Raw genomic sequence first — 22,601 nt, 5'->3', positions numbered from 1 at the left:
GATCATTCAGTTGAAACTAAGACCTTTTGAGTTATATTTTATTAATAAACAATTGTTACGAGGAGAATGTTAGATGGCAATCAAGGAAGCCCCACGATCATACCAGTCTAAAACCATAGAAGAAAAGGTACAGAAATTCTGGGATGATAACCATGTATACCAGCATACCAAAGATTTAAGGAAAGATCAGCCTAATTTCTCATTTTTAGACGGCCCACCATACTGCAGTGGCCGAATACACTTGGGAACTGCCTGGAACAAGACAATTAAAGATAGTTTCCTGCGCTTCAAGTCCATGTCCGGGTTCAATGTTCGCCGACAGGCAGGATGGGACACCCACGGACTACCCATTGAACACAAGGTGGAGGGACTCCTGGGACTTAAAAGCAAGAAAGAAATTGAAAGCAGGATCGGTATTGAAAACTTCGTGAATAAATGTAAGGAGTTTGCAGTGGAAAACCAGGCACTCATGACCAAGCAATTCGAAAATATGGGCGTATGGATGGACTGGGATGATCCTTACGTGACATATGATACCCAGTACATGGAAAGCGCCTGGTGGACTCTTAAAAAAGCCCATGAAAAGGAACTCCTGGTGAATGACTTGCGGGTTATCACCTGGTGTCCCCGCTGTGAGACTGCACTGGCCCTTGCTGAAATCGATTATGAGAACAAGGAAGACCCCTCAATCTATGTTAAGTTCCCCCTGAAAGGTCGGGAAAATGAGTATGTGCTGGTGTGGACCACCACTCCCTGGACCCTGCCTGCTAACCTGGCAGTGTGTGTGCATCCAGATTACGATTATGCCTACGTAAAAGTTGAAAATGAAGGTATAGAAGAGGTTTACATAATGGCCGAAGCCCTGGTGGAAGCCACCTTCCCAGAGGCAGATTATGAGATCATTAAGGTAGTTAAAGGAAGTGATCTGGAGGAAACTGAATATAAACATCCCCTTACAGGTTTAATAAGTCCAAATTATGCCCAAACCATCCTCCATAGTGATTCAAATGCTGAAATTGATTTCCATTACCGCATACTCCCTGGTGATCATGTAACCCTCACTGAAGGAACTGGTTGTGTGCACACCGCACCAGGACACGGTCCGGACGACTTTGAAATTGGAAAACAATATGGATTACCCATATTCTGCCCGGTGGATGAGGCAGGTTTGTTCACCGCGGAAGCAGGCAAATATGAGGGTCAGTTTGTGAAAGATGCTGATCCTTACATAATTGGCGATCTGGATGCCCATCACCTTTTATTCAAAGAAGGCATCATTGATCACCGTTATGGGTTCTGTTGGAGGTGTAAAACTCCCATCATCTATCTGGCCACCAAACAGTGGTTTTTGAAGATCACCGCCATCAAGGACCAGATGCTCAGTGAGCTGGACAAAGTGGAGTGGGTGCCATCCTGGGCTGGTGAGAGTCGTTTCCGTAACTGGGTAGAAAATGCCAGGGACTGGACTATCTCCCGACAACGTTACTGGGGAATACCCATACCTATCTGGATCTGCCAGGACTGTGGAAAGATGGAGGTGCTGGGATCCATAGCAGAACTCCAGGAAAAAATCGTGGAAGGCCAGCTGGAGGGAGACTTCATCCACCGACCCCATGTGGATGAGATAAAACTGGGTTGCTCCTGCGGAGGGAAAATGCAACGCACCCCTGATGTTCTGGATGTATGGATCGACTCTGGAGTCGCAGGATGGGCTGCTCTACACTATCCTCAGGAGAAGGAGATGTTTGAGGAATGGTATCCCTACCAATTCATTACTGAGGGTCATGATCAGACCAGGGGATGGTTCTATTCCCAACTGGGTTGTGGAGTAATTGCCCTGGACAGTGTTCCCTACCAGAGGGTTCTGATGCACGGTTTCACCCTGGATGAGGAGGGTAAGAAAATGAGCAAATCCCTGGGGAATGTGGTGGAACCGGATGAGGTTATTGCCAAATACGGGGCGGATGTTCTCCGTTTCTACCTGCTGTGGGGTAACAAGCCATGGGATGATTTGAAGTTCAACTGGGAGGAACTGGGAACTGTGAATAAGATGTTCAACATCCTCTGGAATGTTTACGTCTTCAGCACCACATACATGGCCCTGGATGAATTCAACCCTTCCCTTTACAGTGAAGATGATCTAATATTCCGTGATGAAGATCGCTGGATCACTTCCCGGGTGCATTCTGTGGCCCGTGAGGTCACCGATGCCATGGACTCCCTGCACCTCCATAAGGCCACCCGCAGTCTCAACCATTTCATCCTGGAGGATCTAAGCCGCTGGTACGTCCGCCTCATAAGGGGAAGGACCTGGGTGGAAAAAGATGACCCTGACAAACTGGGAGCCTACTACACCCTCTACCATGTGCTTAAAAATATGATAACCATCCTGGCACCCATAGCCCCCCACATCACCGAGGAAATCTACCAGAACCTGGTGCGTGGTGTGGAAGAGGATGCCCCGGAAAGTGTGCACATGCTGGACTGGTGTCTTGACGAAGAAGTCATTGAACAGGACCTGGAAACCAACATGGACATCCTAAGGGAGATAATTGAGGCCTGTGCCCGTGCTCGTGATGTTGCCCGTTACAAGCTTCGCTGGCCTGTGCGTGAGATCATCATCGTGACCGAAGATCAGGATGTGGTAACTGCTGCCAAGGCCCTATCTAGTGTGCTCACAGAACAGGCAAACACCAAAGCAGTGGCAACTTCAGAGGAGTTTGAAGGTCTTAAAATTCTGGCAGGCCCTAACATGAAGACACTAGGGCCCAAATTACGTGGAGATGTGCCCAGGGTGGCTGCTAAACTTGCATCAACCGATGGTGCCGAGATAGTCACTGCCTTTGAAACCAGTGGCGAATACGTGGTGGAACTGGAAGATAAAAGCATTAAATTGGAAGATGGTGACGTGGTATTTGAAACCGAACTTCCAGATAACGTGGTCAGTGCTGAATTTTCCAGAGGAAGTGTTTTCGTGGACACAGAGCTCACCCCGGAGATATTATCAGAGGCCATGTCCCGTGAACTTATAAGACGGATACAAGACATGCGGAAAGACCTTGATCTTGATGTAGAGGCTAATATAAATGTTGTTGTAGACTGCAGTCTGGAATTCCGAAAACTAGTAGAACCGCATTTAGATTTCATTTCACACGAAGTAAGAGCAAAAGAACTTGAATTTGGAACTGAAGATGGGTATCACAGTAAAAAATGGAATATTGAAGAGTTTGAAGTATCTATAATCTTTAAACGAGTAACTCCATAAAGAGGGCGAAAAGATGACTTTAACTGACACGGAAATGGAATACATCAAAGAAGAATTGGGAAGGGAACCCAACCCCCTGGAATATGGTATGCTGGACATAATGTTCTCTGAACACTGCTCTTATAAGAGCAGCCGACCCATCCTGAAACTATTCCCCACCGAGGGTGAGAAGGTTATAATGGGACCCGGGGATGATGCAGGTATTGTGGAATTAACCGATGAACTGGCCCTGGTTATGGGTATGGAAAGTCACAACCACCCCTCAGCTGTGGAACCCTACGGAGGAGCAGGTACTGGTATTGGTGGAATAATAAGGGACATCATATCCATGGGTGCCATGCCCGTGGCTCTTCTTGACTCTCTGCGCTTTGGACCCATGGAGGACCAGCGTTCACGTTACATTTTCGAATACGTGGTTAAAGGAATCTCAGATTATGGAAACCGGGTAGGCATACCTACCGTTGGTGGGGAAGTGGAGTTTGAGGATAACTTCAAATTTAACCCCCTGGTAAACGTGGTCTGCGCAGGTATTGTACGTAAAGATGAGATAGTGCGGGGAATAGCTCCTAATGTGGGGGATGTTTTCGTGCTGATGGGTGGTCGTACTGGAAGGGATGGTATACACGGTGTTACCTTCGCTTCAGAAGAACTCACCTCTTCCTCGGAGCTGGAAAGCCGACCTGCAGTACAAGTGGGTGATCCATTCACTAAAAAACAGGTTATGGAAGCCACCTTTGAGGCTCTGGAGAAAGTCAACGTACAGGGATTGAAGGATCTGGGCGGAGGAGGTCTCACCTGCTGTATATCTGAGATGGCTGATAAAAGTGGTAACGGTGCTCTGATGGAGTTGACCAAAGTACCACTAAGGGAGGAAGGAATGACTCCATATGAAATTATGCTCTCCGAGTCCCAGGAAAGGATGGTCTTCGTGGTGCACCGTCAAGATGTGAGTGGCTTGCTGGAAATATTTGATAAGCATGAGTTGCCCTATGCAGTGATCGGTCAGGTCACCAGCAGCAAGAGAATGGTGGTTACCCAAGAAGGAGAAGTAATCGCAGATATACCCACGGAACTTTTAGCCGACCCACCCATCGTGGAACGTGAAGCCCGAAAACCAGTGGTAGATAAGGAATACGTGCAAATAGAGGACGGACCCGTTGATGAAGCCCTTTTAGATTTACTTTCCAGTCAGAATATTGCCAGTAAAAAATGGGTTTACCGACAGTACGATCATGAAGTGCAGATTCGCACGGTGGTCAAGCCCGGGGATGATGCTGCAGTACTGAGGGTGGATGATGAGAAGGCTTTCACCCTTACCAGTGACTGTAACAGCATACACTGCTACCTGAACCCCTACCATGGCGGTGCCGGGGCTGTAGCTGAAGCCATACGTAACGTGGTGGCCATGGGATCAGAACCATTATGTATGGTGGACTGTCTTAACTTCGGAAATCCTGAAAAACCAGAGGTCTTCTGGCAATTTAAAGAGTGCGTGCAGGGAATGTCCGATATTGCAAACCGGTTCCAGTTACCAGTTACCAGTGGAAACGTGAGTTTCTACAATGAAACCGAAGGAGTAACTGTTAACCCATCCCCCGTGGTTAGTGTGGCCGGGATCATGGATCTTAAGGATATCAGGACCATGGAATTTAAAAATGAAGGTGACAAGATCATCCTTATTGGGGCCACCCGTCCGGAGATGGATGGATCAGAGTATCACAAGACCATTCACGGAGTGGTACAGGGAGAATCCCCGCGGGTTAATATTGAAGACGAATATGCTTCAGCCCAGGCTGTCCTGGAATTGATTCGTGATGATGAAAATGAACAGGTCACTGCAGTTCACGATCTATCAGGAGGAGGATTAGGGGTTGCCCTGGCAGAGATGATTATTAAAGGAGATATAGGTGCCAGCATAGACCTATCCCGTGTTCCTCATGCTGAAGGACTGTCTACTTCCAAAATACTATTTTCAGAATCCCATGCCCGTTACCTGGTCACTGTGAAAGAAGAAGCATCTGCTGGGATCTTAAGCACTCTCCAGGAAATGAACGTTCCTGCAGCAGTTATTGGAACTGTTAATGGAGATACTCTTAAGATACGCTCTGCTGACATTGAAATCAGTGCTCAGCAGCTTAAAGATGCTTACCATGGCATTATAGAAAAGTTCATGGCCTGATAAAAAGACACCTAAAAAAATTTATGGGCTGATTAAAAAGGAAAGTTCATGAATGAAACATCCAGAAGTACCAGTAAATTATATGGTCTGATGATATGAAGAAAGAACTCTGGAGGCAGCTGATCCATGCTTCCGGTGTCTTCATCGTCGTTCTCAGCTATTTTCTACCATCACAGCTGTTGATTATTCTCTGTGTGGCTATACTGGTCTTTGTGGTTATGGTATTCCGACTGGACCATCAACACCATATTCCATTTTTTTCTACTATTTTACGGGTTGCCAAACGTGATGCTGATGAAAGGGGATTTGTTTACTTTTTTATTGGTATCATCATTACCCTGTACTTCTTCCAGTTTAACATGGCCATTGCCAATGCCGCGATCCTCATCCTGCTATTTGGGGATTCAGCATCAACTCTTATTGGTCGAAGGTTTGGAAGAATAAAATTACCTTTCCAATCACATAAAACTGTGGAGGGGAGTTTAGCATTTCTGGCTGTTGGATTTGCAGTTTCTCTCACCCAGTTACCCGTTATTCCTGCTTTTATTGGTGCACTGGCCGGTGCTTTAACTGAAGCTTACAGTCCAGTTGACGATAACGTGCCCATACCCCTGGTTTCAGCACTGGTTATTAGTCTAGTATTTTACTTTATAGGTTAATCCCAAAAATTTTAAATCATTATAAGGTGTGGGGTCCTCTATAAACTATTCATTGTTTTTCTTACAATCGAATAGCCCGTTCATGGCGGAAGGATCGTACCGTGCCCACGAATATAAGGAAGGATATGATCAGTGTGGGCAGTAAGTATAACATTATTTCCGGCCTGATATTGGGGGATACTGCTAGTTTAACCATTAAAACTGTGGGTATGAAGTTGAATACTCCCTGGAAGATTTCGGATTTGACGAATAAGGGGATGAAAAGGATGAAAGTGGCAAATACCAGTACTAACGTTATGGCAGAGTTAGCCTCCTTGGTGCTGTCCACCAGCATGGATATGAGTATCCCCACTCCAATAAAAGCCAGGCCCATGAAGAATAATACCAGTATCAGAAGAGCCGGGTTGAATATCGGAACCCGGAGAAGATCAAGGACTGCTATCCAGGCTATGCTCTGTATGAGAGAAAAGAATAATATGGGAATTATTTTACCAATTATAACCATATAACTGGATAAAGGAGTCATTAGAAGTACTTCAAAGGTTTTCCTCTCTTTTTCACCAACCACACTATCTGTTACAATGTTACTGGCTAAAAAGAAGGGTAAAAGAAGGATAAACGGTACTATAAATCCATATATCACTTCCACAAAGTAGGGGCTGTCCAGTGCCAGTGGCACCTGATTATCCTGATTAATTTTAATTTCCTGGAAGTTTACAGGGTTTTGGATGATATTCACCTGGCTTTCGTTTAAACCAGCATTTTTTAAGGTTTTTTCCGTGTTGAATTTGTCCACTGCATCGCTGATCTTGGTGGATACTACTGGATAAAAGACATTGGAAGTGTCCACTTGCACCACCACTTCCCCTGAGGATGAAAGATCAACCACTGCCACCAGCTTCTTTCCAAGGGCAATTTTAGCTTCATCAGTGCTATTATAATAATTTAAAGTTATTTTCTCTTCTTCCAGGTACTTTGAAAGGCTTGAACCCTCCAAATTCTGGGGCAAACCTATGTTAAGAGCTGATGTTACTCCCACCTGATCCAGTAGAGCCGGGTCACTGGCCACGGCAGCTACTGCTACCAGGCCCACTGCCCCTATGATTATGAAAACCTGAACCAGAACCACCAGTAGGTATATCCTGTTTTGGAGGATGTCCCTGGCTTCTTTCTTGGCGAGTGCCATTATTTTCTGGATGGTGCTGGGAATTTTCATGGTTCAGATTTTTTTAATCTGGGTTTTGGAAAGATTTTAAAAACATTACTCATTTATCTTTCCATCCCTCATTTCAACAGTTTTATGGGCGTATTCAGCGGCCATAGGATCGTGGGTAACAATGATAATACTTATGCCCTCACGATTGAGATCAGTTAAAAGATCCATGATCATTCTGCTGTTGGCAGTGTCCAGTTCCCCGGTTGGCTCGTCCGCCAGTATAAGCAGGGGATCGTTGGCTAGAGATCGGGCTATGGCCACTCGCTGCTCTTCACCACCAGATAACTGAGTTGGTAACCGATCGTACTTGCCTTTCAATCCAACACGGTCCAGAATTTCCCGGGCTTTCTTTTTATCCGGCTTAATCATTGGTAACATCACATTTTCCTCAGCAGTTAACTGGGAGAGTAGATTGAAGCGCTGGAAGACGAATCCTATTTGGGTTCTCCTTAGGTGGGCCTGTTCTTTCCCTGAAAGTTCAGTGATGTTTTTCCCCTGCAGGATGACACCACCCTTGGTGGGAAGATCCAGTATGCCAGCCAGGTGTAGCAGGGTGGATTTACCTGAACCAGAGGGCCCCATAACTGCCAGGAAGGAACCTTCTTCGAGTTTGAAGTTTACCCCCTGCAGGGCGTTTATTTCCTCGGCTCCCATTTTATAGGTTTTCCATGCTTCTTTGATTTCAAGTATATCAGTCATATCGCAACGCCTCCACAACATTAAGTCTGGATGCCCTCCAGGCCGGATAAAGGCCTGCTAAAATGCTTAATATTGTGGCTCCGCCAACCACTGCTAATATCAGCCAGGGCGGGAGCATGTATATTAAAGTAATGTCTTCCATTCCTAGTTGTGGGCCGAAGAATATTATAGCCAGTTGTAAGAGTGCTGCTGCTAGTATCAGGCCAATTAATGCCCCAATGAAACCTAGAAGTCCTGCTTCCATGAGTATGCTGCCCAGTACCTCGCGGTTGGTGAATCCTATGGCTTTTAAAACCCCTATTTCCCGGGTTCTTTCGGTTACGTTCACCAGCATTATATTTACAATACTTATAACCCCTACTATGAGGCCTATGCTGGCTATGGCCCCAATGAATAGCATTATACCATTCATCATGTCATCTATCTGTTTGGTGAAGTCAGACTGAGTCATTGCCATGGTTCCGGGCACCTGACTTTCAACATCCTTTTTAGCAGCTTCAGGGTCTCCCCTTGCACTGGCAGTTATGCTGGATACTTTATTTTCGTTAAGAGGGAGGGCTTTGTCCACGTCTAAAAATACAATCCCCATTCCCATCCCGGTACCTTGTTGTGTTATGCCGGTGATGGTGAATTCCTGTTCTTTGATGGTGATTGTACTGCCGATTTTGTAACCAAATTTATCAGCAAGAGACTGGTCGATTACCACGCCTGGTGTGCCGTTTATCTTTACCTGGTCCCAGTTAGATATTCCCAGAACATATAGGGGAGTTCTATTCATCTCCGTGGTGAACTGGGTTTCTTCCTTAACATCGTAAAGTTGTGACATGTTTTTAATCTTGGATACAGTTTCAGGGTTTAGATAAGAATCCCCACTGGATCCCATATAAGCTCCTCCAGAGCTGTTGTAGATGGAAACATCCCCCATCATGGTTTCTGTCTGGTCTTTCATGTAGGATTGCATGCCAGTACCTGCACCCATTAGAAGCACCAGTGTGGCCACCCCAATTATTATGCCTAGCATGGTCAGGGCGCTTCTGAGCTTTCTTCGTTTAAGGTTTTTAAATGAAAGTCTGTAAATGCTCATGTATCTTTCTCCATTTTAATCTTTAACAATTTTCCCCATATTGAATTTCACATAAGTAATTTCACATAAGTAAAATAATAGATTTAAATAGATTGGTAATATATTTTTCCCTGTCGCCCACAAGTTACATATGAAAGTACGATTTTATTACAATAGAATATTATTAATATGAGTTATTAAAAATCAATTCCACAGCATGATAAAGAAGTGGGACTATGGACGATGCAAAATTGATTGAACTGATTGATGCTGTTTTTTTATTTCATTATCCTCATTTAGTGAAAAAACTTTTCGCTAGCCCAATTATAACAACCGAAATACCATTTTCTCATTGTCAAACATTAATACTTTTAAGAAAATTTGAGATGTTATCAATTTCTGAAATAAGGAATGTCATGAATATAAAAAAACAAAATATGACTTATATAATAAATAAATTGGAAAATAAGAGATTAATTCAGAGATTACCCGATTTGAACGATCGCAGATTAGTTAAAATAAAAATTACAGATGAAGGAGAAGAATATATTAATCAATGGCAAATAAATGCAGTTGATAATATTAAAAAAAACCTTTCAACATTATGTAACGAAGATTTAGAACTACTTTTACAATCCATTAAAACAATAAAAATCGTTCTCCTTAAATTATCTAACGATAGAGAGTTTAAAGACTCAAAATTTATATTAAGACATTATGAACCCCAAATCCATTAAATATTTCTTTAAAGTGATTCATCCAGTTAGTCAAAACTTCGAATAATACAATATTAATACTAAAGAAATATTTATTAATAAATTATCAAATAATCTTTAACATCGGAATAAAGGAGGTGAACTCCCATGAATCCCGCAACATTAGGTGGAAGCCCGGTATGCGGTGGCTGTTTAGCTTGCATAGGGTGCGCTACTACTCCATTGTTAGCCTTTATAGGGGCTCTTTCTGCACTTGCCAAAAGCCAATACTACTAGGTAAAACACAGAGCAACCCAGGGAATTAAATCCCTGGGTGATTTTTAAAGGTGGTGGTTAATTGTCATACCAAATATTTCCCGCATTAAAAAAAGGTTATAATTTACATAAAGGCCCTAAATATGGTTATGTTTATCCATTTTCTTTAGGAAGTAATGATACTGGCCATGTAATAAATGAAGATGCTGCAAGAATACTCGATAAATGTGATGGTAACACCAGTTTAGAAGATATCGCCCGAACACTTGCTTTTCAATATCAAGAAGATTTTAATTCTGTATTAGTAACTATTAAATCCTATATAGAAGGATCTGAAGCATTTATTGAGATATTAGATAAGAAGATGGACGTGAATTTTCAAAGTACTGGAAATTGGGATATTCAAACACCAACCCACGCATCAATAGAACTCACATATAAATGTAATTTCTCTTGTAAACATTGCTACATTAACAGTAGCCCGAAAAATGACGAATTTTGGGAAAAAAATAAATTATTTGAAATATTATCTGATTTAAAAAGTCTTGGAATTTTGATAGTTGAATTAACAGGTGGTGAACCTTTAGTTCATCCTGATTTCCCTGAAATAATCGAACGTTGTTTGCAGCTCTTTCCTGTGGTTGGGGTTGATACTAATGGTTATTTACTTAAAAAAACGCATCTAAAAATTATCAACAATTATAACAATAGAGTATTTTTCCAAGTGGATATGCACGGAGATAATCCCAAATATGTTGATTGGTTTTGTAACCATGAAGGAGCATTTGAAAATGCTAAAAAGGCAATAATGATGTTAAGTAAAGAAAATTTTATTGTCCGGGCTGCAATGACATTAACCCCAATGAACATTGACCAGATTTTTTCCACGATATCATTAGTAAAAAATCTGGGTGCTACAAATATGATACTATCAACTGTAGTTCCTACAGGCAGAGGACGCTCTTCAGAACTTATTTTTTCGCCTGAAAATATGGAACATGTCATTAATCAAGTTGAAAAGGCTAAAAAAAAATTTGGTGACTTTCTATTTGAAGATCCTGAATATCTCCCAATCATAGGGGAAATAAACAATAATAAGCTCAACTGTGGAGCGGCAAGTAGATCTATTTGTTTTACCCCAAATGGAGAAATAAAAATGTGCCCAATGTCAAATCCAAACGATTTTTCATTAGGAAACGTTTATAAGGAGAGTGTTCATACCATATTATCAAAAAATATATCATCATTATTAATTGAACTTGAGGATCCAAAACAAGAAATATGTGGTGATTGTGAATATTTATGGTACTGCCACCGCTGTATAGCTCGAGGGCTACAGAAATATCATGAAATCCATGAATTATGCGTTTGGGGAAGAAGTCTTAAATTATTATCAATTTTAGAGGAGGTTAATACGTTTGGCTGAAGTTTTAATATCTATCAAAGAAATTCATCGCTTTTACGGGGATTTTGAAGCATTAAAAGGGATTTCATTAAAAGTAGAAAAAGGCCAAATATTTGGATATTTAGGCCCTAATGGCTCTGGAAAGACCACCACCATAAAATTGATATTAGGACTGATCAAACCGTCATTTGGAACCGTTAGAGTACATGGAGGAGATCCTTACCATGACAACGACATGAATGTGAGAATAAACATAGGATCTATGTTAGAACTTGATGGTTTATATGAAAAACTTACTGGTTTAGAGAATGTTATTTTTTGGGCTGAATTATTTGGTATAACTGGTTCAAAAGCCGTTGGCCAAGCCAAAAAGGTTATTAAATTAGTCGAAATGTCAGAATGGGCTCATGTCCTAGTTTCCAAATATTCCTTTGGAATGCGTAAGAGATTAGCTCTTGCCAGAGCACTGATCTCTGATCCAGATATACTCATACTAGACGAACCCACAGTAGGTGTTGACCCTGAAACAAGATACCTAATCCGAAAAATGATGAAAGATTTAGCATCTCAGGGAAAAACAATTTTTTTCTCATCACATGATCTTGAAGAAATACAGAAAACATGTACTCATGTTGCGATTATAAAAAAAGGAAAACTAATTTCTAATGGTGCTTTGAATGATGTTTTAGCTCAATTTGGAAAGCCTAAACTTTTCATTCGCCTTGAATCTGCTTCTGACACAGAAACTCTTGGCAAAAAATTGGAAGACATTGGTTATCAAATCCATATAGAAGGACCCTTAATTTCATTTTATCCGAAAAATGATTTAAATATCGATGATTTCTCTAAATATGGTATTTTAGATAGTTGGAAAGTCGAATCTTCACTTGAAGAGGTTTACCTCAATTTGGTTAGGGATAAAAGGCGAAAACATGAACAACCATATTAAAGCAGTGGTATCAAAAGAGGTTAAAGAAGTTTGGTTACGTAAAGATTATCTATTAACACTCCTTTTAAACACAGTTATTTTTTTAGGAGTGGGTTATATTTTTATCAGCCAAGCAACCCAAAACGAAACCATTAAAAAATTATTTATGGAGCTAACTTTCATAATTATCCCCCCATTTGCCATGTGGATACTTAGTTTTCCGTTTATTCAGGAAAAATTTGGCGATGAAAAACTTCTCCGGAGATTTGAATCTCTATTAACCACCCCAATTTCTCTTCCAAAACTATGGAGTGGTAAGATATTGTCTATATTCATACTAAGTTATCCTGTAATCATTCTCATTGTTATCCTATTTTCATTTATTTGGTATTTTTTAGCTGGTTTAAACCCAATTTTTATTTTATCAATTCCAGTCTGGTTAATGGCATTGTTAATATCCCCAATGATTCCAATGATCTACGCAGCATTTTCATCGTGGTCCATATTAAGATTTAGTCACCCTCGATTGATGGAAGCTCTGAATTTCTTTGCTATTGGCCTTAGTGTATTAGTATTCCTATCTTCTGGGAAGATCGTGGAATCAATTGCAAGTGGACATATTGTAAACTGGTTAATCATAGGTTACAGCATCATAGGGATTTTTCTAGCCACATCTCTAGTTCTATTCTTAATATACGAGTTAGATAAAGAAAATGTGACATTATAAAAAAATATTCACTGAAAATTATCTTTTTTAACACCAATAAGTTGCAGTGTGAGAGTTAACAATCCAGGTCGTGGCCCAAACAGAACATCATCCCTCCGGAAGAGCCAGGTGGCAATTCCAAAGAATATGATGCTTAAAATAATTACAAATGTTACTGACATGAGAATTTCAGGTATGGTAATGGCTTCACCTGCAAATAGCCTCATCACCGTGGTCATTGGTGAAATGTTGGCTGAGAAGCTTTTCCGGGAGATATAGGCCAATGCAGGGACAATCAAAAATCCCACCACCATGACATAGGCGAAGGTGATTCCTATTCCTGCCTCCTTGTAGTTCTTGGCGTAGGCGGCGATTATGGAAGTAAGGCCCACTATGGGCACCGCGGTTAGCACCACCAGAAGATAAACAAGTATAACATTGTTTATAGTGAAACCGGCAGCTATGAGGACTACTATCCACATAACCACTTGCAGGGCAGATATGGCCACCACAGCCAGCCCCTTACCCAGGAGTATTTCCCCTGGCGAAATTGGCATGGCAACCAGTATTTCAGCAGTTTTACGCTCTTTTTCCCCCACCACACTGTCAATGATTATGTTACCAAACAAAAAAAGCGGCAGGAACAGGAGCACCACCAGCATCACCTTCTTGATGATCTGCATGGGAAGTGATTCCCCTGTTTTTTCCTCCTTTAAACCAGTTTGAGGAGTGTTATTGGAAGGATTAGCAGATTGTAAGTATGACTGAGTTAAAGCAGATGAAACTGACTTGGTGGTGGTGTTAATGGAGTCTCTAATCACACTCCTTCTGGGATCAGCATAATCCAGATATAGCACCGTATCTACTATTTCCCCGTTCTGTATTCGTACAATTGAGTCTGATGAAACCGTGTAAAGCCCATTGGTTTCACCAGTTTCAAGGCGGAGGAGGGAATTATTACCATTGGTGGAATAAATTTTTATTATTTCCTGATCTATGCTCTTTTTAAACAAGCCCCCCTGGTCATCCACATCCAGGGTGGCAAAATCAACCAGGGAAGGAGTTAAAGATAGTCCTTTTTCCGATTCTATGTTGGCTGCAAAGGAATTGAACATGAAAATTAACATGGCCAGGACGGATAACTGCATGAAAAAGATTAAAAGGAATTTCTTACTCTTTAGAGTGTTTTTAAACTCCCAGCGAGTGATTATGCTGAAATTCATGTTGAGTTTCATGGTTTCTGCCTTAAATTTAAATCATGAGAATTTTCATGAATGATAATGAAAAACATCATCCCCTATAATGTTTCTTGACCCTATAATATTTCCTGATATTAAAGTCCCATGGATTTACTGGGTGGTTTGGATGAATACATCATCCAGGGTGGGTTCCTTGGTGTTCACTGAGATGGCCTGTTCACCGAAGATGTCAATTATCTGGGAGATATCCTCCCTGGATCGCAGGGATATCAGGAACTGGTTACCTTCCAGATTCACTCCTTCCACCGAGTCAAATGCCAGTAAATGGTTTTCATCAATTTTTTGAGGTTTATGAACCCGAACCTGTAGAATTGTATCCCCGTGTATTTTCTCCTTCAAATATTCAGGAGTTCCCATGTCACGAATCTTCCCCTGATTTAAGATTGCCACCCGGTCACAAAGTAAATCTGCCTCATCCATGTAATGCGTGCAGAGAATAACCGTTTTATCCCCCTTGAGGTTTTTGATGAAGTTGCGAATGGCCCTGGAGGTGGCTGGATCCAGACCCATGGTGGGTTCGTCGAATATTATAACCTCAGGATCATGGATCAGTGCCCGGGCAATTCCGATTCTCTGGCGCAGGCCCTTGGAAAAAGTGTTAATCCTGTCATCGGCACGGTGGCTCATCCCCACCAGCTCCAGAAGCTCGTCTATCCTTCCATCAATCTCATTTTTAGGGACCCCATAAAGTTCTCCGAAGTACTTTAAAAGTTCCCTTGCTTTGAATCGCTCATAAAGGTTGGGTTCCTCGGGTAAGTAGCCGATCATAGATTTGATCTTGATCTGATCATGATGAATGCTGTAACCCCCCACAGTCACCTCCCCTGAGTTAGGTTGGAGTATGCAGCAAATAATTCGGATAGCAGTGGTTTTCCCAGCCCCGTTGGGCCCAATGATCCCCAGTAGTTCTCCTTTTTCTATTTCCAGATTCAGGTTTTCCAGTGCCCTGATGCGTCCGAAAGACTTGTTTAAAGAGTCTATTTTAATCATTATATTGTCCGAGTTCAAGTCCACAACTCCATCCTGGGATTTTAAAATAATAACTCCCCTTTATATACTTAGATTCCATCTTCTTTATCTATTTAACCAAATACCATACCATGACCTACTTAAGTGAACGATCCAAGTGAACAATTTAAAATTACGCAAAGCACATTAAAACCATCCACGTAACAGAATCACCAGCCCTATGACTATCATGACAAATGGAAGTATATAGTGGCCATAATTTTTAATTTTATTGCCTATAACACGATTGTTTACCAGTTTAAACCCTAAAAAGCACCACACTCCCACCATGATCAGGAATATGATTGCGGTTAAAAACAGGTCAAAGGGATCCATACCTGCAAAAAGAGGCATGTAAACTCCTAAATTGTCACCACCATTGACTATGGTAACCAGAGCCACTGATAACATCATTTGTCCCCCTTTATATTTGCGGAAGTTTATTTTTTCACCAGAATCACCGGTTTCTGGTTTTTTAAGATCGAAAAGACTTCTGATCCCAATAATAATAGGGATAAACCCCAGTAAGCTGATCCAATTGGAGGGAATGATGAATTGGGCAAAATAGGCCAGGGAACTGGCTGTTAAAAGTACAATAAATCCTAAGTATTGTCCCAAAACCACATCTTTTGCCTTAAACTCTGGATTTGCAAAAAAAGCAGCGAGAATAAACAGATCATCGAGGTTGGTGGATATAAAAGCAGATATGGCTGTTAAAATTATTAAAGTTTCCATTAAATATCCCTTAAATTCGTCTATTAATAAATTTATAAGCCATTTGAAATGAAAGTTATGCTCCCCTAGATTAGAAGAACAATCTAAAAACAAAGTATTCCATCTAAACATTAGTATATATAGGGCGATATAACAATCTTTAAATACATTTTAAATGTTCTTAAATAAAGTATCAACTCCGCTGATTGAAAGGAGATGAGCCCTAATTAATTGGAAGATTTGATATTAAAGAGCGTATTAAAAGTTCTGTTCAAACTTACTTAACAGATGATGAAAATGTTTCTATCCAAACTTATACCCGTTGATGATGCCCAGAAAATCATCAACACCTGCCTGAAAACCACTGGAGTGGAAGAAGTCCCATTAGAAGAAGCTTATCAGAGAATTATCGCCCAGGACATGGTTAGCACATTAAATTCGCCCCCATTCGACCGTTCAGCTATGGATGGTTATGCTATACAAGCTGAAGATAGTTTCGGCCATTCCGAAACCAATCCATTCCAATTAAAAGTGGTGGATCAAATCGGGGCAGGGCAAAAGTCAAATTTAAAACTAACATCTGGTGAAACGATTAAAATAGCCACCGGGGCCCCTATACCTGCAGGTGCCAATGCAGTGGTCATGGAAGAGTACACTCATGAAAAAGGAGACATCATCGATGTGGAAACATCCCTGACTCCTGGTGAAAACGTTTCCCCTGCAGGAGAGGACTTTGATGAGGGGGACCTTGTTTTGAATAAGGGCAGTCTTTTAGGGCCTGCAGAACTGGCAATCATTGCCTCGGCAGGTTTTGACCGGACCCTAGTGTTTAAAAAACCCAGAATAGCTATTCTTATAACCGGCAGTGAACTGGTGATGCCTAAAAATGTGCTTGAAGGGGCAGAGGTGGTTAATTCCAATCATTTCACCATTAAATCCATGGTAGAAAGCTGCCTGGCAGTTCCTGAAATGTTCCACTCAATTGATGATGCAGAACTGGTAGAAGAACTCTTCAAAAAGCTTTTAAGTGAGTATGATGCACTAATCACCACAGGAGGCACCGCCATCAGTAAAGGAGATGTGGTGGTGGATGTAGCCCAGAAATTAGTAGGCGAAATCCCCATTCATGGAGTGTCTTTAAGACCAGGTAAACCATTTGGTTTCGCACAAGTCTATGATAAGCCTGTTTTTATGTTATCGGGTTTTCCAGTGGCAGCCATGGTACAGTTCGATGTTTTTGCAAGGGAATCCCTGCTTAAAATACAAGGATTGAATCGAAACCCGCTGATAGTGCATAAAAAGGCAGCAAGGAAAATACCGTCCACCCTGGGTAGAACCGATTATATAAGGGCCCGTATTGAAGGAGATATGGTCCGTCCTCTGAAGATTAAAGGTTCAGGTATCATAAGATCAATGGTGGAGTCGGATTCTTATATTATAATCCCTGAAAACCTGGAAGGAATATTAGAAGGGGCAGAATGTGAAGTTCTTCCCTATCATTCTCTAAAAGCTTAAAGCATGGAAGTAACTAATCTATTATAAAGGTGATCTTATTTGAACGTTTTATGGTACTACGTTATTTTCTTTGCCATTGTCTGGGTTCTGGCACTTTTATTCAGGGATAAATTAAAAATGGATGTCTACGGACCTATCCTGATGAGAAGAACCCAGAAAATGAGGGGATTCATTGATTGGGTAGCCAACACCAGCCCTCGATTCTGGCGCTGGAGTATGAATCTGGGCATCCCCATATCTGTTTTCTGCATGGGATTATCTGTTTATCTGATTATTATATCCTTGCCACGCATGTTCCAATCCCCCCAAGCAGCACTGCTCTTACCCGGAGTGGACATCCCCGGATCTCCCATATTCATCCCCATCTTTTCGGGTATCATCGCCCTGATTCTGTTGATGATAGTTCACGAGTTTGGGCATGGAATTATGGCCAGGGCACAAGGAGTGGGTATTAAATCAATTGGTGTGATTTTACTGGCAATACTGCCAGGAGCGTTCGTGGAGCTGGATGAGGAAGATGTTAAAAAAGCCAAAAGATCAGTAAAACTGCGCATATACGCTGCAGGATCCATGTTCAACTTTGGGCTAGCAGCAATTGCCTGGGTGGTTGTAATCATTCTAACCTCCTCGTTTATACCCTATGCTTTCCAATCAGATGGAGTTAAAATTATCAGTGTAACTCCTGGAGGTCCAGCTGAGGGTGTGCTTCAAGAGGGGATGGTTGTATCCAGTATTAATGGAATTTCAGTTAATAGTGGGGCAGCTTACACTGATTTAATAATAAATAAAACAAAACCAGGCGATACAATGACTTACGTGACTGATCAGGGTACCTACACCATTACCTCAACCAGTAATCCCAATAATGCATCCACAGCCTATCCTGGAACCCGGAATGAAATTCACTTGGAGGTTAAACCATCAGTGGCTCAGACCTATGGGGATATAATTCCATGGTTTTTATTTGATCTGGCTGATGTGTGTTACTGGATATATGCACTGAACATCATGGTAGGGTTGTTTAACCTTCTTCCCATGAAACCCCTGGATGGAGGAATTATATTCGAGGAACTTCTCCGATATAAAGTATCCGAAAATGTTACTGGAAAAATAGTTTCAAGTGTTTCATGGATCATGATCGGGATTGTAACCCTCTTAGTGGTGTATGGAACAGTTCCGGGAATATTGAAGATGTTTTAACCAATTTAACACCTTTATTTTAAGAAATATTAAATATTTTTTTTAATGGCTCGAATAAGCCTAACTAAATGTTATCCAAATTTAAAATTGGAGCCTAAGGAATTAATGCCAAAAAAATGGCTATTAAAAAAAAACGTTATCGTCGGCTTCGGCAGTTTAAACAGATATCCGAATCATTACGTTCATCATCACGATTGGTGGTGAAAAACATTCCACATTTTTTACACTGTACCTTCCGGAGAAGTGAAGGTGGACGGGCAACTGCAGGGTCCTGACACTGGCATTTAACCCCTAATTTTTTCTTACTCTTCCTTTTATTAGACATATTACCCCCACTAATCTAAAATTCTATTTTATTCGGAGTCTATGACAAAAAAAATATATTTCCTTTAAATTAGAATTCATCAGATCTAATCTAATATTGTGAACTAAACAAACATTATTCATGGATAAATTATAAACTTATTTATGTATTTTTTGTGTAAAATTTAGTGTAATAAAAAGGTGAACAATTTAATGAAAATCGTCATCATTGGAGGTGGGGCCGGTGGACTGTCGACTGCCTCCAACATAAGAAAACTCGATAAAAATGCCAAAATAACCGTTATAACCCGGGATGAGAACATAGCCTATTCTCCCTGTGCCATTCCTTACGTTCTCTCCGGCCAGGTGGACCAGTTCCAGGATATCATCATGCACCAACCTGAAGATTACCTGGAAAGGGATATCAAAGTCATAACCCGTGCAGAGGTATTTGAAGTTTCCAATACTGAAAATACCATAAAATACAGATTATTGGAATCTGATTCTGAGTATTCCCAGGAATTAGACTATGATTACCTGGTGATAGCAACTGGAGGAGCACCATTCACCCCACCCATAGAAGGAACCGGTTTGAAAGGAGTTTTCAAGATCAGAACCATTGATGACGGAGAAACCATTAAAAAATGGGCCGAGAAAAGTAAGAAAGTGGTGGTGGTTGGAGCCGGACTCATTGGATTGGAAATGGCCTATGGTCTTAAGAAGATGGGTTTGGATGTGACTGTCAATGAAATGTTACCCCAGATCGTTCCCAGATCCCTGGACCCCAGCATGGCCAGTATTGTTCAGAAATATCTGGAATCCAGGGGTATAAAGGTGATCCTGGGGAGGGCAATGGAAAAGATCGCCGGCCAAACCCGGGTCGAAGGAGTGGCCTATGAAGATGAAGTTCTCTCTGCAGATATGATCATAATGGCCACTGGTGTTAGGCCTGAAACCAAACTGGCTAAAATGGCAGGATGTGAACTTGGAAGATGGGCAGTTAAGGTCAATGAACAAATGCAAACCTCAGTTCCCAACATATATGCAGTGGGGGATTGTGTGGAAGTTACCGATGCCATAACTGGCCATCCCACCCAGTCACCTTTGGGTTCTACTGCAGTGCGACAGGCTAAGATTGCCGCCAGAAATATTGTGGGCAAGACTTCTAAATTTAAACCAGTTTTAAATGCCATGGTATCCAAGATTGGGGAGCTTGAATTCGGTTCTGTGGGATTAACTGAATCTGCCGCTGTTCACAATGGATTGGAAGTTATATGTGGTAAAAGCCGGGCTTTAACCAAGGCACGTTACTATCCCGGGGCTAAACGGATAGATGTTCTGATGGTGTGTGATCTTAAAGGAAGGATAGTTGGTTGTCAGATAATTGCCAAAGAAAGGGTTGCCGAACGTGTTGACACCATGGCACTGGCCATTGCCAAGAATGTTACCTGTCAGGAGCTGGCCAGCACTGAATTTTCCTACGCACCACCAGTTTCCATGGTAATTGACCCTATTATCCTGGCTGCAGAAGATGCCTGTGAAAAATTGAAGAATTCCAGGCACTAAAAAACAGGCCCCAGCCTGAAGTTTTTTAAAAATTGTAAATGGATGACTTGTAAAACAGGTAAAAGAGTTAAACGAGTAAGTATAGTTAAGGGTAAGGAGGATGGGCGACTCCATCCTCCTGAGGCGGTAAAATTAATTAAAAACAATGTTGGAGAGGTTTAGAAGTACCTCTCCAGAATTCCTTTTAACATTCGGGCGTGGCGAGCTTCATCCCGGGAGCTTTCATCGAAGAAATCATGGGCAGGGTCAATGTCACATTCTTTGGCCTTTTTAGCTGCTGCTTTTTTCTCATTGTTGGCCATGGTTTCTCCTTCCAGCATCATTTCCAGGTTTTCTTTGAGTGTGGGTTTGATTACTTCGTTCATTTCAGCAAAATGTGCTGCGTGCTCTGCTTCTTCCCAGGCTATGGTTTTTAGTACTTCTGCCACTTCTGGTAGTCCTTCTCTTTGTGCCAGTCTGGCCATGGCCAGGTACATTCCTACTTCCTGAGTTTCCCCACTGAAATTAGCCGCTACCAGTTTTTCCAGGTCAGTTCCTTTACAAATTCCTATTTCATGTTCGTTTATAAGATCCATTTTTCATTCCTCCAATGTTATATCCTAGTTAAATTTTATATTCCAAGACCAATGATTCTATCGGATTAAATTCAATTGAAAATCCCAGAATATTGGTTAGTATGTGCATAAAATGTCTTTATGCTGTTTTTATCTCTTGAGCCAGCTTTTTACCTGCTTCAAAGCATTTTTCAAGTTCGTCTGCATCTGGAACGTAGTATACTTCGTATTCATCGAGTACGTTGAATCCGCACTCTTTAAGATCACGGGACAGGGTTTCTGGAGCTCCACCTTTTCCACCCATGGATCCAAAGGTTAGTGCCAGGCGTTCCCTTCCAGTTCTGTTGAATTTCAATCCACGCAGGTAATATATCAGGTCACCCACACTGGGATATGGTTCATCGTAGATGGTAGGTGCTCCCAGTGCGATGGCTTTACTGTCCAGGATGTCCTTCACGATTTCACTTCGCTCGTCTTCGTGAAGATAGTACATTTTAACATCCACTCCCTCGCTCATAACACCTTCAGCCACGGCGTGGGCCATTTTCTGGGTGGACTGGTGCATGGTGTCGTAGATTATGGTGATCTTATCCGGGCATTCACCAGTGGCCCAGGTACTGTAAGCTCCAATGACCTTCATGGGATCGGTCCATATCTGGCCGTGAGCAGGGGCAATCATCTTGATCTGCTCCAGGAGTCCCAGGTCAGTGACTTCCTGGAATTTCTTCAGGACCAGTTTGGATAATGGAGTGATGAGGTTGGCATAGAATTTCTGGGTGCCATCCATTAGTATGTGTTCTGGTATTTCATGGTCAAACCTCTGGGGGTAGCAGAGGTGCTGTCCAAAGGCATCGTTAGGGAAGAGTATTCCTTCTTCTACCAGGAGAGTGAACATGCTGTCTGGCCAGTGCAGGAGGAATGCATCCAAAAATGCCAGGGTTTTTCCGCCCAGTTCCAGTGCATCTCCAGTTCCCACTTCAATGAAGTTGGCACCTTTCAAGGCAGGGAAATGTTTCAGTAAACCTTTGACTGCGATTTCTGTGCAGTAAATTGGTGCTTCTGGGAATTTTCGGTGTAGTTCTGGTAAAACTCCGCTGTGGTCTTTTTCCACATGGTTTTGAACTATTACGTCCACTTTGACTTCTTTACCTTCTTTTTCAAATGCATCCTCCACCCGGGCTATGAGTTCCTGATAATTACCAGGATATGCATTGTCGATTAAAGCCACTTTGTCGTTCCCGAATACAAGATAAGCGTTGTAGGTAGTTCCGTTTAGTGTGTACCCGTGGTACTTTCTTATGTCCCAATCTAAAACTCCTACCCAGTATACGCCTTCACCAATTTTTTCTGACTCTGCTTTCATGATTTCACTCACCGTTGACTAAATCTTA

Annotated in this window: 20 protein-coding genes; 11 read left to right on the top strand and 9 right to left on the bottom strand. The window is 41.8% G+C overall.

Annotated elements, in window-relative coordinates; translation table 11 throughout:
* The first annotated feature begins 73 nt into the window (after positions 1–73).
* From ileS to HY987_RS10695, 3 genes are all read left to right on the top strand, one after another.
* On the top strand, positions 74–3,265 hold the full coding sequence (gene ileS, locus HY987_RS10705) for an isoleucine--tRNA ligase (RefSeq protein WP_292758387.1): 3,192 nt from the start codon (positions 74–76) through the stop codon (positions 3,263–3,265).
* 13 nt (positions 3,266–3,278) lie between these two features.
* Positions 3,279–5,444: a phosphoribosylformylglycinamidine synthase subunit PurL gene (gene purL / locus HY987_RS10700; protein WP_292758385.1), complete on the top strand. Its 2,166-nt coding sequence runs from the start codon at positions 3,279–3,281 to the stop codon at positions 5,442–5,444.
* 95 nt (positions 5,445–5,539) lie between these two features.
* Entirely contained in the window at positions 5,540–6,103 is a 564-nt protein-coding gene (locus HY987_RS10695; protein ID WP_292758383.1) for a diacylglycerol/polyprenol kinase family protein, read from the top strand.
* Between the two features lie 61 nt (positions 6,104–6,164).
* On the opposite strand, the gene HY987_RS10690 is transcribed toward HY987_RS10695, so the two are convergent.
* From HY987_RS10690 to HY987_RS10680, 3 genes are read right to left on the bottom strand one after another with little or no spacing between them, the layout of a single operon-like run.
* Positions 6,165–7,319 (bottom strand): ABC transporter permease, encoded by a 1,155-nt coding sequence (locus HY987_RS10690; RefSeq protein WP_292758381.1) that lies wholly within the window; start codon positions 7,317–7,319, stop codon positions 6,165–6,167.
* Positions 7,320–7,364: 45 nt separating this feature from the next.
* The gene (locus HY987_RS10685; RefSeq protein ID WP_292758379.1) at positions 7,365–8,018 is read right to left on the bottom strand and encodes an ABC transporter ATP-binding protein; all 654 of its coding nucleotides are present in this window, start codon (positions 8,016–8,018) and stop codon (positions 7,365–7,367) included.
* A complete protein-coding gene (locus HY987_RS10680) occupies positions 8,011–9,102 on the bottom strand; it encodes an FtsX-like permease family protein (protein ID WP_292758377.1) in 1,092 nt (363 codons plus the stop codon). Before HY987_RS10680 ends, HY987_RS10685 begins: the two co-directional genes overlap by 8 nt.
* 215 nt (positions 9,103–9,317) lie before the next feature.
* Here HY987_RS10680 and HY987_RS10675 point away from each other — a divergent pair, with 215 nt between their 5' ends.
* The 5 genes from HY987_RS10675 (at position 9,318) to HY987_RS10655 (ending at position 13,112) form a co-directional block, all read left to right on the top strand.
* The gene (locus tag HY987_RS10675; protein ID WP_292758375.1) at positions 9,318–9,818 is read left to right on the top strand and encodes a MarR family transcriptional regulator; all 501 of its coding nucleotides are present in this window, start codon (positions 9,318–9,320) and stop codon (positions 9,816–9,818) included.
* 126 nt (positions 9,819–9,944) lie between these two features.
* Complete coding sequence (locus HY987_RS10670) at positions 9,945–10,073, top strand: hypothetical protein (RefSeq protein ID WP_292758373.1); 129 nt, start codon at positions 9,945–9,947, stop codon at positions 10,071–10,073.
* Positions 10,074–10,134: 61 nt separating this feature from the next.
* Entirely contained in the window at positions 10,135–11,478 is a 1,344-nt protein-coding gene (locus HY987_RS10665) for a radical SAM protein (RefSeq protein WP_292758371.1), read from the top strand.
* Positions 11,471–12,406 (top strand): ABC transporter ATP-binding protein, encoded by a 936-nt coding sequence (locus HY987_RS10660; RefSeq protein ID WP_292758369.1) that lies wholly within the window; start codon positions 11,471–11,473, stop codon positions 12,404–12,406. Before HY987_RS10665 ends, HY987_RS10660 begins: the two co-directional genes overlap by 8 nt.
* On the top strand, positions 12,390–13,112 hold the full coding sequence (locus HY987_RS10655) for a hypothetical protein (protein WP_292758367.1): 723 nt from the start codon (positions 12,390–12,392) through the stop codon (positions 13,110–13,112). Before HY987_RS10660 ends, HY987_RS10655 begins: the two co-directional genes overlap by 17 nt.
* Positions 13,113–13,120: 8 nt before the next feature.
* Here HY987_RS10655 and HY987_RS10650 read toward each other — a convergent pair whose 3' ends face one another.
* From HY987_RS10650 to HY987_RS10640, 3 genes are all read right to left on the bottom strand, one after another.
* The gene (locus tag HY987_RS10650) at positions 13,121–14,326 is read right to left on the bottom strand and encodes an ABC transporter permease (RefSeq protein ID WP_292758365.1); all 1,206 of its coding nucleotides are present in this window, start codon (positions 14,324–14,326) and stop codon (positions 13,121–13,123) included.
* Between the two features lie 114 nt (positions 14,327–14,440).
* Positions 14,441–15,364 carry an ATP-binding cassette domain-containing protein gene (locus HY987_RS10645; protein ID WP_367146894.1) on the bottom strand — a complete coding sequence of 308 codons (924 nt, stop codon included), beginning with the start codon at positions 15,362–15,364 and terminating at the stop codon, positions 14,441–14,443.
* Positions 15,365–15,505: 141 nt separating this feature from the next.
* Positions 15,506–16,093 (bottom strand): cadmium resistance transporter, encoded by a 588-nt coding sequence (locus tag HY987_RS10640; protein ID WP_292758363.1) that lies wholly within the window; start codon positions 16,091–16,093, stop codon positions 15,506–15,508.
* 276 nt (positions 16,094–16,369) lie between these two features.
* Between HY987_RS10640 and glp the strand changes: the two genes are divergently transcribed.
* Together glp and HY987_RS10630 are read left to right on the top strand one after the other, a co-directional pair.
* Positions 16,370–17,587, top strand: coding sequence for a gephyrin-like molybdotransferase Glp (glp, locus tag HY987_RS10635; RefSeq protein ID WP_292758361.1), 1,218 nt, complete (start codon positions 16,370–16,372; stop codon positions 17,585–17,587).
* A gap of 39 nt (positions 17,588–17,626) precedes the next feature.
* Entirely contained in the window at positions 17,627–18,787 is a 1,161-nt protein-coding gene (locus HY987_RS10630; RefSeq protein WP_292758360.1) for a site-2 protease family protein, read from the top strand.
* A 136-nt stretch (positions 18,788–18,923) separates the two neighbouring features.
* On the opposite strand, the gene HY987_RS10625 is transcribed toward HY987_RS10630, so the two are convergent.
* Positions 18,924–19,112, bottom strand: coding sequence for a hypothetical protein (locus HY987_RS10625; protein ID WP_292758358.1), 189 nt, complete (start codon positions 19,110–19,112; stop codon positions 18,924–18,926).
* 191 nt (positions 19,113–19,303) lie between these two features.
* On the opposite strand from HY987_RS10625, the gene HY987_RS10620 reads away from it, so the two are divergent.
* The gene (locus HY987_RS10620; RefSeq protein ID WP_292758356.1) at positions 19,304–20,656 is read left to right on the top strand and encodes an FAD-dependent oxidoreductase; all 1,353 of its coding nucleotides are present in this window, start codon (positions 19,304–19,306) and stop codon (positions 20,654–20,656) included.
* Between the two features lie 158 nt (positions 20,657–20,814).
* On the opposite strand, the gene HY987_RS10615 is transcribed toward HY987_RS10620, so the two are convergent.
* Complete coding sequence (locus HY987_RS10615) at positions 20,815–21,231, bottom strand: ferritin family protein (protein ID WP_292758354.1); 417 nt, start codon at positions 21,229–21,231, stop codon at positions 20,815–20,817.
* A 118-nt stretch (positions 21,232–21,349) separates the two neighbouring features.
* Entirely contained in the window at positions 21,350–22,573 is a 1,224-nt protein-coding gene (locus HY987_RS10610; protein WP_292758352.1) for an FprA family A-type flavoprotein, read from the bottom strand.
* Positions 22,574–22,601: the final 28 nt, after the last annotated feature.

Origin of the sequence: Methanobacterium sp., from assembly GCF_016217785.1 — an archaeon.
Lineage (GTDB): Archaea > Methanobacteriota > Methanobacteria > Methanobacteriales > Methanobacteriaceae > Methanobacterium.
Note: the sequence above shows the minus strand (reverse complement) of the source record. Positions and strands in the feature narration are given on the sequence as shown.